Origin of the sequence: Alkalihalobacillus sp. BA299 (assembly GCF_017745675.1) — a bacterium.
GTDB lineage: Bacteria > Bacillota > Bacilli > Bacillales > Bacillaceae_F > Alkalihalobacterium.
Window position 1 is genome coordinate 56363 of the sequence record NZ_JAFLJM010000005.1, and the last position, 13560, is coordinate 69922.

Sequence of the window (13560 nt, forward strand, 5' to 3'; positions counted from 1 at the left end):
ACTATGATCTTACAAGTGAAAAACGCTAAAGGTGGCTATGGAAATATAAATATACTAAACGATGTCTCCTTTTCCGTAGAGAAGGGCGAAATTTTTGGGATTCTTGGTCCAAATGGTAGTGGAAAAACGACACTATTAAAGATGATTAGTGGTTTAATTCCTGTGCAGTCTGGTGAAATTCTTCTTCAAAATAAAAGCATTTCTGCTTATGGATCAAAAGAGTTAGCAAGATGGATGGCTGTGTTACCGCAACAATCTGATACATCATTTTCTTATACGGTTGAAGCAGTTGTTCATTTAGGACGCTACCCTCATCAAAAAGGTTGGTTTCAAGTTGCGAACAGCAAGGATAACCAAATGGTAGAAGAGACCATGAAGCTAACAGGAGTTTATCAATTTAAAGATTTACCACTTCACTCATTGAGTGGTGGTGAACGTCAACGTGTCATGTTAGCACGTTCGTTAGCACAAGAACCACAGCTGTTACTTTTAGATGAACCAACAAATCATTTAGATATCTCGTATCAAATGAGTTTACTAGACTCTTTAAAACAATGGTCTAAAGAAAAAGGGCTAACTGTAATTACAATTTTGCATGATTTAAATATGGCGAGCTTATATTGTGATCGAATTTTGTTGTTAGACAATGGAAAGGTATGCTCACTCGATTGCCCTGCCCATGTCATGAATGAAAAAAAATTGCAAGACGTGTATCAAGCGAAAGTAGGGAGACGAGAACATCCATCAGTTCCAAGTCCATTAATCACACTTCAGCCTAAGCAATCGACATCAACTGAGCGTCCGCTCATAAACCGTTTTAAGATTGAGAAAACTCCCGATCTAATAAAGATTACGAGTCCAATCCCGTTAAAGACGTATTCTTCAGCAGTGGTTGGTGCAGGATTTGGCTGGAATACGACTTTTCTTAATAGACATGTCCATAAAGACTATAATTGCGATTGTGTAGAGGAAGAGTATAAACAATATTTGAATCATTTAGGTATAGACTGTGAAGGTTCAGTAGGTATGATGACTGCGGCTGTTTTAGAAGACGCAGCTGATAGAACGTATGCTAATGAGGCATTTATAATTTTCGTTGTTGTTACAGCCGGTGTTTCTAACGCAGTGGACGCTTCAAAGGCTTATCTACAAAAAAATACGTTGCATTCGGTAGGGACGATTAATACGTGGATTTTTATCGAAGGAAACCTAACAGATGCTGCATTTGTTCAAACTGTTATGACGGCAACAGAAGCAAAGACAAAGGCGCTTTTTGATGAAGGTATTAAAGATCCAAAGACACATACTCTTGCAACAGGGACCTCTACAGATAGCATCATGGTCGCGGCTTCACAAACAGGGATAGAGCAACCATATGCCGGAACGATAACCCTTTTAGGAAAATCGATTGCAAGAGCGGTTTATGAAGCAACGAGTGAAGCAATTAAGAGAAATAAAGAAAGAAGGAAAGTCGAATGATGATTGTATACCACTTAATAGCCCTTTCCTTAGCTTTACTTATTGATCGAATGATTGGTGATCCCAGGAATATTCCACACCCTGTTGTCGGAATTGGAAAGTTAATTTCTTTTTTTGAAAAAAAACTAAACGTTGCAAGCAAGAAAAAGTCAAAAGGAGTTCTTTTTTTACTAATTATTATCTTATCGGTATTTTGTATTACTCTTGTTCCAGTTATCTTAGCTTATATTATCCATCCATGGTTAGGCGTCTTAATTGAAGGGATCATTATTTCATTTACGATTGCCCAGCGTAGTTTACGAGAAGCTGCAGAAGATGTATTGAAACCGTTAGAAGAAAGTGAAATTGAGGAAGCACGTTTAAAGCTGTCATATATCGTAGGAAGAGATACTGAACAACTTTCTGAAGCCGAAGTGATTCGTGGGACCGTTGAAACAGTCGCTGAAAACACGAGTGATGGGGTAACCGCTCCACTTTTTTTTGCCCTAGTTGGTGGGGCACCACTTGCAATGCTTTATAGGGCAGTTAATACGTGTGACTCGATGGTAGGTTATAAAAATGATAAATACAAAGATTTTGGTTGGGCGTCTGCTAAGTTTGATGATGTCTTAAATTTTATACCAAGTCGGTTAACTGGATTATTAATGATTACATTTAACGAAAGCTTTTGCCAGCAACAAAAGTCGATATGCTATCGAATTTTATGGACAGATGCTAGAAAACATCCAAGTCCGAACAGTGGCTGGGGAGAAGCGGCTGTTGCTAGTTTACTAGGCATACAATTAGGTGGACAAAATCAATATATGGGCGTTATATCCAACCGTGCTAAAATGGGAGTGCCATTGATGCCTATTTCAGCCATACATATAAAGCAAGCCATCCAAATTATGAATAAATCCGTCATTTCATTTGTATACATACTTTGGTTGATAGGAGGGGTTATTTATGTCGCTACCTAATCATGGGGCAAACCCACATTACTTTGTAAAAGCGTTAGGGTTACAGTTACCAGAACAGGTGATAGATTTTAGCGAAAATGTGAACCCATTAGGAGTACCGCCAATTGTTCAAGTTCAATGGAATCAATACATCGAAACTATTCAAACTTATCCAGACCCATATGCTTCACAATTACGTGAGAAGTTAGCTACGGATTTTAACCTTTCTATCGATCAATTGTTAATAGGAAATGGTGCAGCTGAACTTATTTTACTAATCGCAAATTATTTTCGTGAAAAACGAATACTTGTTGTTGAACCAACATTTTCAGAATATCGAGACGCCTGTCTCACGTATGGATGTGAAGTAGTTCGGTACGAGATTTTTTCAGAAGAGACTTGGGACGTTAATATTGGAAAGCTTCTAGAAGCATTAAATGAAGTAGATGCAATGTTCCTCTGTCATCCCAATAATCCTACCGGAACGACAATGGAACAAGGAACTCTGTTAAGGCTGTTGCAAACGGCAAAAGAAAAAGGTGTAACCGTGATCATTGACGAAGCGTTCTATGATTTTAGCTCCGAGGATTTAAGTATGATGTCTTACATAGAAGATTTTCAAAATTTAGTTATTTTGAGGTCGTTAACGAAGATGTACTCGATTCCTGCGCTTCGGTTAGGGTATGTTGTTGCCAGTAACGCGAATATATCTGAACTGAAAAAACTCCAACAACCATGGAGTGTAAATGGCATTGCTCAGCAAGTTGGATTGGACTGTGTTAATGATCATCAACATGTAATACGGACGAGATCATTTATCAAAGGGGAACGAATGAGAGTATTTCAAATCTTAGGGAAGCTAGGCTACGAGTTTTCCCCATCGGTCGTAAACTTCTATTTATTAAAACCAAAAGGTACAAGGGAAGACTTAAAACCATTGATCATTTTTCTGATTGAGAATGGTGTGATTCCTCGCCATACGTATAACTTTTTAGGACTTGAAGGCAAGTACATTCGTTTAGCCATTAAAACAAGTGAAGAAAATGATTTCCTTTTGGACGTGTTAGAGAGGTGGGCACGTCGATGATCATCTTTATTACAGGAGGAGTTAGGAGCGGAAAAAGTTCATTTGCATTACAAGTTGCAGAGAAAAATGTAACTTCAAACGGTGTGATTCATTATATAGCGACGAGTAGACGAAGTGATTCGGAGATGGAAGAACGAATCAATCGGCATATCAAGGAGCGTCAAATGCGTGAAAAAGTGTATGTGACTCACGAAAAACCTACCCATATTGAAGATTTAATACCGAACTTCAAAAAAGAGGATGTCGTTATCCTTGATTGTTTAACTGGGCTCTTAACACAAGAATTTTTTAAAGGAATTGAAAAAGGGCTTGAGTTATGGAAGGAGCCTGAATTTCTACAACAGTTATATATTCGTCTTTCTAGTACATTTGAAGAATTACAACGAATTCCTATTCCTTGTATTGTCGTAACCAATGAATTGTTTGAAGATATCGTTCCGAATGATGAAAGTACGATTGTTTATATGAAGCTCATCGGTGAACTTCATCAAAATATTGTGGCTCTTTGTGATCAAGCTTACCTAGTTGAAGCTGGGCTTCCGCTATTAAAAAAGAAGGTGGGGTTTTAGATGAAAGGAATTATGCTTCAAGGAACGGGCTCAGACGTAGGAAAAAGTGTTTTAGTAACGGCACTTTGTCGAATACTAGCCAGAATAGATAAATCAGTTACTCCTTTTAAGTCACAGAATATGTCAAATAACTCTTATGTAACGATTGATGGTAAAGAAATTGGTCGAGCTCAAGGTGTTCAAGCTGAGGCGGCAAAGACCGAAGCAAGTGTTTATATGAACCCTATACTTTTAAAGCCACGTAGTAGTATGGATTCTGAAGTTGTTTTATTTGGGGAAGTGTATTCGACTTTTTCAGGCAGAAGTTATCGCGAGTTGTTTTATCAAAAGGGAGTAGAAGCAATCCAACAAGCATTAACTGTTCTTGCAAAAGACCATGAATATATCGTAATCGAAGGAGCGGGCAGCCCTGTAGAAGTCAACTTAAATGACCGTGAACTGGTCAATATGAAGGTTGCTGAAATAGCCGATGTACCTGTCATTTTAATTGCTGATATAGAGCGTGGCGGTATATTTGCTAGTGTTGTCGGTACGCTTCAGCTTCTTTCAGAAGAACAGCGGAAACGTGTGAAAGGCATTATTATTAACAAATTCCGAGGTGATATTAGCTTATTTACGGACGGGGTTTCGTGGCTAGAAGAGTACACGGGAATAAGAGTGGTAGGAGTTATTCCTTATTATGAACATATTTCAATAGAAGGTGAGGATTCTCTTTCTATTCATAATAACTTGATTAAAGGCGAGAGAAAAGGCGAAAATGATTTAGATATTGCAGTCATTGCTCTGCCTTATGTTTCAAACTATACAGATCTCGAACCACTTGCTGAGGAAGCAGATGTTTTTTTACGCTTTGTAAAAGATAAACGAGACTTTGGTCATCCTGATGCAGTTATTATTCCAGGAACGAAAAGTACATTTCATGATTTGAAATTTTTAAAAAGTGCTGGCCTTAATTATGTCTTACAGCAATATATCAATGAAGGTGGAACGATCATTGGACTGTGTGGCGGATATCAAATGCTTGGTGAAGTATTAATTGATGAAGCTGGAACAGATACAGATGTTATAGGAAATGAAATAGAAGGTCTAAAAATTGCTCCTTTGAAAACATATTTCAACAAGAAAAAAATAACGATTCGTTCAGAAGGAAGACTAGTATCCAATCATTGGGGCTGTAATAAGGCGATAACAGGCTTTGAAATTCACCTAGGAAGAACGATGACAACAGCACAAAGTGTTGAACCATTTCTTATGATTGATAATCGTCCAGAAGGAATTTGTATGAAGGAAGGGAAAGTGGTTGGCACGTATTTTCATCATTTATTTCACAATGATGAATGGCGGGCTTCGTGGCTAAACAAATTACGTACAAAGAGAGGACTTCAAAAGCGAGAAGTCGTAAATCTTCAAGTCATGAGAGATTTAGCGTATGAAAACCTCGCTAATCATGTGGAAACGTATCTTGATGTTGACTATATCATAAATGTTATTGAAGGCTGGAAAATTGAAAATGAGCGATAATCATAAAGTGGGCGGAATCGCCGGACTGATTTTAGCCCTGCAATTGTTAACGACGATTCCAATAAGAAGGCAAGTGCCGTGGACTAAGCAAACCGCTTCTGTTTCTGTTGCATTATATCCATTGATTGGTTTAATCGTTGGTAGTATTGCAATGAGTGCTTCTATTTTAATGATTGAATGGATGTTACTTCCAACAGCTGTGAGTAGTTTTTTGCTATTATTACTCATCGTCTCCTTAACTGGAGGGCTTCATCTTGACGGGTGGATGGATGTTAGTGACGGTTATTTTTCAAGACAGGATCAAGATCGAAAATTAACGATTATGAAGGATTCTCGAGTTGGAGCATTTGCGGTCATTTCTTTATTCTTTTTACTAGCTGGAAAGTATATCTTTATTTTTCAAGTTTTAGAAAGTGCAGAAGCTTATTGGTTTTACTTTTTAATTATTCCGTTTTTTGCTAGATGGTTGATGGCAGGGGCTTTGATGTACGGTAAGCCAGCTCGTGAAGAAGGGATGGCTTATTCAGTACAACAATGTATCATACCACGAACGAAGGTAAGCTTTCATCTATGGGGAATATTTATTTTAATTGGTATAGCTATCTTCTTTTCGAAGTTCATTATTTTGGCTCTTTTGCTAACGATGACTTCGGTCATTCTTTTGCTATGTAGTTTTACTTTTTTTAGAAAACAATTTGGTGGAATTACTGGCGATACATTAGGTGCGTTAGTGGAAGGAGGAGAGGCTGTACTATGGATCGTCGCATGGTTGTTACTTTATTACGGCATGGCTTAACCGATTATAACGAGGAAAAAAAATACTTAGGATGGGCGGACATTCCATTAAATGAAAAGGGTCGTGAGCGTCTTTATTTTCTTAAACAAAATTATATTTATCCTAAGGCTGACCTTGTTGTTTCGAGTAACTTGATACGTTGTGTAACAACTGCAGAAATCCTCTATCCTAACCATTTCGTTAAAAAGGATAGTAGCTTAAGAGAAATCCATTTTGGTGATTGGGAAGGGCAAACGTATGAGCAACTAAAAGGCGATCCACTGTATAGAGAATGGTTAAATAATCCATATGAAGTAGTTCCTCCGAATGGAGAAGCATTCTTACATTTTCGGTCAAGAATTTTGGAAAGTTGGAATAACATTGTTACGGATGCAATTGATCACAGTGTGTCTCAGTTAGTCGTTGTTAGCCATGGAGGCCCAATTCGTTTCATTCTTTCTTATTATGCTTCTATCAAAAAAGATTTTTGGGAATGGAATGTTGCTTACGGTCAAGGCTATTCACTTTGTACTGATGTTGATAGGATAAGGAGGGGGGAACGATGGAATTTATTACAGGAGGCGCCTTTCACGGAAAAAGAAAGTGGGTCTATTCACACTATAAAATAGACCATGTCAATGAGTTTGTTTGTTATAATGGGTATGAGCAAGAAGATATCCTTAAAGGTCTTAATAATGTGCCTGATCGGCACCTTTGTGTCATTTTTGGGATTGAAAGAATTATTAAACGTTATTTTTTATTAAATGATGGACGTGCTGAATTTAATCGATTATTAGAGCAATGGTTGGAATGGGAGCGCATACGAGTAGACCGAACTTTGGTTCTAGTCGGTAGTGAAATTGGAAAGGGAATCGTACCGATTTCTTCAGATGACCGAATGTGGCGAGATTTAGTTGGTTGGTGTTATCAGGATATTGTAAAGCAGGCAAATAAAGTTTACCGGATATGGTATGGGATTTCAGAACAACTAAAATAAATGGGGGAATGTGAGATGCGTTTATATACACGTACAGGTGATGAAGGAAAAACGAGTGTTGTAGGTGGTAGATTAACGAAGGATGATACGCGTGTAGTTGCTTACGGGACTACTGATGAGGTGAATTGTTTTGTAGGGCAGGCGATTACGCAACTTGATCCAGAAGTATTCCAAGATATCATTAATGAGCTTGTAAAAATTCAACATGAATTGTTTGATTGTGGTGGAGATTTAGCAATGTTAAAGGAAACAGAACAACGTCCCTTTAAAGCGAAGCAGGAAATTGTGACGTACTTAGAGGAGAGAATTGACGAATATATAAAAGAAGCACCCGAGTTAGAGCGATTTATTCTTCCTGGAGGTTCTCCAGCTGCAGCAACCCTTCATGTTTGTCGAACAGTGACAAGACGAGCTGAGCGCTATGTTACAAGGCTGCAACGAGAAGCAGAAACGAATCCAGTTGTGCTAAAATATTTAAATCGTTTATCTGATTACTTCTTTGCCATTGCACGAGTTGTCAATCATCGTTTAGGTGTAAAAGATGTAGAATATGAACGAAGTGCAATCGTTTTTCGAGAAGGAAAACGAAAAGAAAAATAAGTCCATGAAAAAAACACGTTTAAATATGACGTGTTTTTTTCATGGACTTATAAAGTCTAACTTAAATAAAAAGACAACCGTTTTCGTCATTATAGGACATAATTTGTGTATTTCTAAGAAAATTTAGAAAAAAATGAAACCATTTAATGGTAAAATACGTCTTATAAGTAGAAAAAAAATTTAAATGATTTTTATTCATTTCTATAATTTTCCATCATACATTAACGAGTGGGAACGATACTTAAGGGGGAGTAAGGTTGAAGAAATACTGGGTCTTTTTTGTTGTTATTTTTGCTTTTACAGTTAGTTTAACTACAATGGTTGCTGCAGAAGAAAAAAGTTCGAGGCAGCATGGCCTAGCTAATAATGAAGTAGAATATTTTAAGAAGCCCATCAAGTGGGAAGTAGCATTGATTGACGAGCGAACTGCTGAACAAGAGGTTATCTTATTAAATGAGTTTGGTTATCTTCCTGATTTAGAACAATTAGATGAGAAATCCTTAGCTAAATTTGCCGCAAAGTTAGCTCGAACGATTGATCAGCCGATGCGTAATCCAACGGTTACTCAAGATGGAACGATTATTCCAGGACAAAGCCAAATAATCCTATCAGAGAAAGAGCTTGTTTCGAAAATTCAACAATTAGACTATCGAGATCGTGAATTGGTTCTACCAATCTATGAAACAGAACCGACTGTATCAGAAGAGGAGTTAGCTGGTATTTTAGATGTTTCGATCGGTACTTATTCGACCTATTTTAACCCTAGTGTTGAAGGAAGGTCTGTCAATATCAAGCTGTCCGCTGAGTCGTTTCAACATTTCGTACTCGGACCAGGTGATGAATTTTCTTTTAATAAGGTAGTAGGACAACGAACCGTTGAGAGAGGCTACAGGGAAGCAAAAGAAATTGTAAATAAAGAATTTGTAATGGGAATTGGGGGCGGTATCTGTCAGACTTCATCGACTTTATATAATGCGATAGATGCTGCAGGACTAGAAGTAATAGAAAGATATAGTCATTCAAAAGAAATCGGATATGTTCCTCCGAATCGAGATGCTACAGTTTCATGGGGAGGGCCAGATTTTGTTTTTACCAATCCGTATAATTTCCCTATTTTATTAAAAACACAAGTTTCATTGAAGTCCGGTAAAATAACCGTCGAAGTGTATTCTTCACAAAATAAAGATCAATTGCTTGCTTCTATTCAATAGTGAAGTGTTAGCTGACTTATAATAGTGTAAATGCTGGCATACAGTTAAGAGGGTCTGTTGTCGTGGAGAAACTTACGGATAACGTATCAATTAGAAGCCCTTGCGCTTTTCTTGTCTAGCTGCAGCGCCCAGCGTCTAGTGGACTTCGCTCCTCCTCCTTACGATAAGTCAACATCGCCTCGAGGTCGCTTCGGTCCATCAAACGTTTCTAAAAGTCAAGACACTAATTGCTGGCCCTCCAGCGCTTGTCGCGATAAGCAGACACCTTGCGCTTTTCTTAATTATGCGGACATCAAGAGTAAGGGGCCAGATTTGTCCCTGATAGCTTTTTTATAGAAAACAAGCAAATTAATGGGGCAAACGGACACTAGGTTCCATATTTGCTAAAAAAGGCCCTATTTTACTTTTCTCCATAGTATTGGAACTACTACCTTAAATGGTAGTTTTTTTACTTTTTTAAGGAAGTTAACATCGTAAGTTGTTCTTTTTTTTCCAAATTCGCATAACGTTTCCACTGTTTTCTAATACTAAGACGAAACTGAAGTATTCGAAGCTAGGAGAAGTGACTATGTTTATAAAATGGCTCGCTAAACACATGCATAGTAATCAGCAACAGCAAGAAACGATTACTTCTGTATTGAATACTTTTCAAAAGTCGTCTGATTTTAGTGTGTATGAACATCAAAATACAGCAGTTCCTTATAAATTGATGTTCTTTTCAACATTAGTGGATCCTGATCGTCTCCATAAAGATGTCCTCCCCTATATTAGTAAGTATATTACTGAGGGCTTAGAAGTTCTTAAGGACAAAATACCAATTGAACAAATAGCAATTACTAGTGATCCAAGAGATATAAAACATAAAGTATTACGAGGGTATATTCTCTTACAACTTTTAGCGGATAAAGAAAAATGTATGCTCATTGAAGCAAGTGTTAATTTAGAACGAGATGTCGGCGTTCCGGAAATTGAATTTACAGTTACGGGCCCACAAGAATCCTTTATTGAATCACTCGATACGAACATTAATTTAATTCGTAAACGACTTCCGCTCCCTAATTTACAAATTAAAGAACTAGAAGTTGGCAAAATAACAAAGTCTAAAGTAGCTATCCTATTTATTGAAGGGATCGCTGATCAAGAAAATGTAAAAACGATGATACAGCGGATTGAGGATATTGAATTTGATCAAATTCTTGATAGCTCAATGTTAAATCAAATGGTTTCTGATAGCTCACTTTCGATATTCCCGCAATTTGTAAATACAGAAAGACCAGACCGTGTGGCAGGTGCTTTGACCGAAGGGAAGGTTGTCATCTTGAGCGCTGGGTCACCTGAATCGTTTTTTGGACCGACGACGCTTATTGAATTTTTTTCATCATTAGAGGATTACTATTTACCATGGCATATTGCGTCATTTGTCCGTATACTTCGTTTTTTTTCGGTTGCTTTTTCGGTGCTAGCTGCGCCAATATATGTTGCGGTTTTGACGTTTCATTATGAGCTTATTCCAAAAGATTTACTGGCAACAATTATATCATCTCGGAGTAATATACCTTTTCCTCCGATTATCGAAGCCTTATTTTTGGAGTTTACGATTGAGTTATTACGTGAGGCAGGGGCGAGGCTTCCGACAAAAGTTGGCCAAACGATAGGTATTGTTGGCGGTATTGTCATTGGACAAGCGTCAGTAGAAGCTGGGTTAACAAGTAATATATTATTAATTATCGTTGCGCTTTCTGCGTTAGCTTCTTTTACAACTCCTGTTTATCAAATGGGCAATACGATACGAATTATTCGTTTCCCTTACATGGTTGCGGCTGCTTTATTTGGTGGTGTGGGGATCGTAATTTGCTTACTCTTTACAATTGCTCATCTGATTAGATTAACTTCTCTTGGTCGGCCTTATTTAGAACCTGTGTATCCTTTACGGATAAAGGATTGGAAAGATGCGTTTTTTCGTTTACCGTTCCCTTTCTTTTCCTCACGTCCCGTCTTAATGAGGCCTAGGGATTCAAAGCGATTTAACTTTTCACGTGCGAAGAAAACGAAGGATATTGATGAATAATGATCTCTGCAATGCGAAAAAGGAAGTAGGTGAGACAATGACATATCCTAAAATAAAGGAAAATTTTCAAGTATCCCCCCATTTGGTATTTTTTATTGTTCATGCCATGCAAATTGGTGTAGGTGTTCTCAGTTTCCAACGAATCATCGTAAAAACGGCTGGATTTGATGGTTGGATCGCAGTGATTATAGCAGGTATCGTTATTCATATTTTAATATGGATGATCTATAACACCTTGAAACCGAGCGGTGGGGATATCGTCTATGTTCACCAGCAATTATTTGGAAAGTGGATTGGCGGTTTTTTGAGCCTGCTTCTCATTGTCTATTTTTTAGGACTAGCTGTTGTTGTGTTAAGAACCTATATTGAAGTTGTTCAAGTATGGATGTTTGCTGAAGTCCCTACCTGGTTTCTTAGTTGTATTGCCGTATTATTTTTCTGGTATTTAATAAGTGGTGGCTTTCGTGCGGTCGTAGGGTTAGCTGTCATTAGTGTATTTCTCCCCATGCCGTTATTTTTACTCCTCGTTATGCCGCTCGAATTTGCTAACTTTATTAATTTACTTCCAATTTGGAAGCATTCGATAATGGAAATGTTGACAGGGGCTAAAGATACAACATTGTCGTTTTTAGGATTTGAATTATTATTAATGTACTTTCCATTCATAAAGCACCAAGAAAAATCACAAAAATGGGCTCACTTAGGAGCCCTTTATACGACTTTTCTATATACTTTCATTATGATTGTGAGCTTAGTTTTCTATAGCGAAGAACAGTTAAATCGAACGATTTGGGCGACATTAACATTGTATAAAGTTGTTGAACTACCGTTTATTGAACGGTTTGAGTATATTAGTATTTCATTATGGCTCATTATTGTTGCCCCAAACATTGCTTTATCGATTTGGGCAGTTACAAGAGGTTGTAAAGAGTTATTCAAATGGAGACAAAAGATTATATTGCTACCAGTATTGTTAGTGGTGGCGGTGGCAACTACTTTTATTGAAGGAAGACAACAAGTCAATCAATTAAATGATTATTACTCTTATATTGGCTTTGGGATTATATTCATTTATATACCAATATTATTCGTTGTTCAGAAACTTTTTCATAAAGTGAGGAAAACGAGAAATGAAGCGGTTTAGTAGTTATACTCTAGTGTTCATGCTTTCAACAGTTTTGTTAACGGGTTGTATTCAAACAAATATTATCGATGAGTTAGCCCTTATTTATGCAGTCGGGTATGATCAAGCTGAGAATAATGAACTTGAAGTTACAGTTACGTATCCGACTTTTATCGAGCAAGGCGAAGAAAGTGCATTACACCAAAAAACAATATCAGCAGTCGGAAAAACAACAAAAGGGGCAACTGATCTAATTAATGCAAAAACACAAAAACCACTGAAAAAAGGGCAAGCACGAGTTTTTCTATTTAGCGATAAAATTGCTGAAGGTGGTATCGAACATTTGGTCGATTCTCTTTATCGTGATCCATCTGTGCCTAATCGTGTTCATTTAGCTGTAACTGAAGGAAAAGCTAAGGACGCTTTTGATGCAGTTGAAGAAGGTGATGATAGAGTCGGGGTATTTATTCCAGATTTAATTGATCAAATTCAACAAAAATCCATTCCGATTACTAATTTACATTTGTTTTTATTTAGTATGTACAATGATGGCAGGGATGCTTTTTTACCACTTCTAAAAGCAGACGGAGAGTTAAAAGTAGTTGGAATAGCCTTGTTTGATCACGATACATACGTAGATAAATTAGATTTAGAGGAATCATTTGTTTTCAGGTTACTGACAACAAAAGGAGTGGGAGGCTCTCAACAATACAGAATCAACCATGACGATAAAGAGGCTTATGTTGTTGTTGAAAATATTACATCTACATATAAAAATTCTTTAATTAAAAAGGGAGATAACCCCACCTTTGACTATCATGTAAAGGTAAGGGGGGAAATAACCGATTCTTCTGATCGGATGAATTTAGATGATCCTAAGTTAACAGCTGAATTGGAAAAACAGATGGAAGAAAATTTAAAGGAAACAGCAACCGTACTAGTTGAAAAATTTAAAGAGAAAGAAATAGATCCTTTAGGATTAGGAGAAAAATATCGAAGTCGAACGAGGGATTGGCAGCCTGAAAAATGGAAAGAATTATATAGTAACATTGAAGTGAAGTTAACATTTGATGTCGAAATTGTACAATCTGGTGCAATTGAATAAGGAAATATCCTTAACGAGACCTTACATCAAATAGATAAAATTTTTGTAATAAAATGGGGCAAGCCTCCATAGTATACATTGTGTGTG

13 protein-coding genes are annotated in these 13560 nt (G+C 37.2%); all 13 read left to right on the forward strand.

Annotation, left to right across the window (positions count from 1 at the left end):
- The first annotated feature begins 3 nt into the window (after window positions 1-3).
- The gene (locus J0N78_RS08060) at window positions 4-1479 is read left to right on the forward strand and encodes an adenosylcobinamide amidohydrolase (RefSeq protein ID WP_209122532.1); all 1476 of its coding nucleotides are present in this window, start codon (window positions 4-6) and stop codon (window positions 1477-1479) included.
- On the forward strand, window positions 1476-2438 hold the full coding sequence (cbiB, locus tag J0N78_RS08065; protein ID WP_307794912.1) for an adenosylcobinamide-phosphate synthase CbiB: 963 nt from the start codon (window positions 1476-1478) through the stop codon (window positions 2436-2438). The genes J0N78_RS08060 and cbiB overlap by 4 nt, the downstream gene beginning before the upstream one ends.
- Window positions 2425-3504, forward strand: a complete 1080-nt coding sequence (gene cobD, locus J0N78_RS08070) for a threonine-phosphate decarboxylase CobD (protein WP_209122533.1) — start codon at window positions 2425-2427, stop codon at window positions 3502-3504. The genes cbiB and cobD overlap by 14 nt, the downstream gene beginning before the upstream one ends.
- Window positions 3501-4073 carry a bifunctional adenosylcobinamide kinase/adenosylcobinamide-phosphate guanylyltransferase gene (locus tag J0N78_RS08075; protein WP_209122534.1) on the forward strand — a complete coding sequence of 191 codons (573 nt, stop codon included), beginning with the start codon at window positions 3501-3503 and terminating at the stop codon, window positions 4071-4073. Before cobD ends, J0N78_RS08075 begins: the two co-directional genes overlap by 4 nt.
- On the forward strand, window positions 4074-5594 hold the full coding sequence (locus J0N78_RS08080; RefSeq protein ID WP_209122535.1) for a cobyric acid synthase: 1521 nt from the start codon (window positions 4074-4076) through the stop codon (window positions 5592-5594).
- Window positions 5584-6390, forward strand: a complete 807-nt coding sequence (cobS, locus tag J0N78_RS08085) for an adenosylcobinamide-GDP ribazoletransferase (protein WP_209122536.1) — start codon at window positions 5584-5586, stop codon at window positions 6388-6390. The genes J0N78_RS08080 and cobS overlap by 11 nt, the downstream gene beginning before the upstream one ends.
- The gene (locus J0N78_RS08090) at window positions 6348-6998 is read left to right on the forward strand and encodes a histidine phosphatase family protein (protein WP_209122537.1); all 651 of its coding nucleotides are present in this window, start codon (window positions 6348-6350) and stop codon (window positions 6996-6998) included. The genes cobS and J0N78_RS08090 overlap by 43 nt, the downstream gene beginning before the upstream one ends.
- Window positions 6932-7366 (forward strand): bifunctional adenosylcobinamide kinase/adenosylcobinamide-phosphate guanylyltransferase, encoded by a 435-nt coding sequence (locus tag J0N78_RS08095; RefSeq protein WP_209122538.1) that lies wholly within the window; start codon window positions 6932-6934, stop codon window positions 7364-7366. Before J0N78_RS08090 ends, J0N78_RS08095 begins: the two co-directional genes overlap by 67 nt.
- 15 nt (window positions 7367-7381) lie before the next feature.
- Window positions 7382-7966 (forward strand): cob(I)yrinic acid a,c-diamide adenosyltransferase, encoded by a 585-nt coding sequence (locus tag J0N78_RS08100; RefSeq protein WP_209122539.1) that lies wholly within the window; start codon window positions 7382-7384, stop codon window positions 7964-7966.
- A 257-nt stretch (window positions 7967-8223) separates the two neighbouring features.
- Window positions 8224-9177 carry a VanW family protein gene (locus J0N78_RS08105; protein WP_247747193.1) on the forward strand — a complete coding sequence of 318 codons (954 nt, stop codon included), beginning with the start codon at window positions 8224-8226 and terminating at the stop codon, window positions 9175-9177.
- Between the two features lie 568 nt (window positions 9178-9745).
- Window positions 9746-11245, forward strand: coding sequence for a spore germination protein (locus J0N78_RS08110; RefSeq protein WP_209122540.1), 1500 nt, complete (start codon window positions 9746-9748; stop codon window positions 11243-11245).
- Window positions 11238-12389: a GerAB/ArcD/ProY family transporter gene (locus J0N78_RS08115; RefSeq protein WP_247747194.1), complete on the forward strand. Its 1152-nt coding sequence runs from the start codon at window positions 11238-11240 to the stop codon at window positions 12387-12389. Before J0N78_RS08110 ends, J0N78_RS08115 begins: the two co-directional genes overlap by 8 nt.
- Window positions 12376-13473 carry a Ger(x)C family spore germination protein gene (locus tag J0N78_RS08120; RefSeq protein WP_209122541.1) on the forward strand — a complete coding sequence of 366 codons (1098 nt, stop codon included), beginning with the start codon at window positions 12376-12378 and terminating at the stop codon, window positions 13471-13473. Before J0N78_RS08115 ends, J0N78_RS08120 begins: the two co-directional genes overlap by 14 nt.
- Window positions 13474-13560 lie beyond the last annotated feature (87 nt).